Genomic DNA, 766 nt, shown 5'->3' with positions numbered 1-766 from the left:
AGCGGCGATGGCGGAGCTGAATTACATTCCCAACCGCGTGGCACAACAACTGGCGGGCAAACAGTCGTTGCTGATTGGCGTTGCCACCTCCAGTCTGGCCCTGCACGCGCCGTCGCAAATTGTCGCGGCGATTAAATCTCGCGCCGATCAACTGGGTGCCAGCGTGGTGGTGTCGATGGTAGAACGAAGCGGCGTCGAAGCCTGTAAAGCGGCGGTGCACAATCTTCTCGCGCAACGCGTCAGTGGGCTGATCATTAACTATCCGCTGGATGACCAGGATGCCATTGCTGTGGAAGCTGCCTGCACTAATGTTCCGGCGTTATTTCTTGATGTCTCTGACCAGACACCCATCAACAGTATTATTTTCTCCCATGAAGACGGTACGCGACTGGGCGTGGAGCATCTGGTCGCATTGGGTCACCAGCAAATCGCGCTGTTAGCGGGCCCATTAAGTTCTGTCTCGGCGCGTCTGCGTCTGGCTGGCTGGCATAAATATCTCACTCGCAATCAAATTCAGCCGATAGCGGAACGGGAAGGCGACTGGAGTGCCATGTCCGGTTTTCAACAAACCATGCAAATGCTGAATGAGGGCATCGTTCCCACTGCGATGCTGGTTGCCAACGATCAGATGGCGCTGGGCGCAATGCGCGCCATTACCGAGTCCGGGCTGCGCGTTGGTGCGGATATCTCGGTAGTGGGATACGACGATACCGAAGACAGCTCATGTTATATCCCGCCGTTAACCACCATCAAACAGGATTTTCGC

1 protein-coding gene is annotated in these 766 nt (G+C 55.9%); it reads left to right on the top strand.

Annotated elements, in window-relative coordinates:
• The coding region (lacI, locus tag SB751_RS28020) for a DNA-binding transcriptional repressor LacI (RefSeq protein WP_410748788.1) at window positions 1-766 on the top strand (766 nt) is incomplete at both ends.

It is taken from the genome of Cupriavidus sp. SIMBA_020 (assembly GCF_046535395.1).
GTDB classification, from domain to species: Bacteria; Pseudomonadota; Gammaproteobacteria; order Burkholderiales; family Burkholderiaceae; genus Cupriavidus; species Cupriavidus campinensis.
Note: the sequence above shows the minus strand (reverse complement) of the source record. Positions and strands in the feature narration are given on the sequence as shown.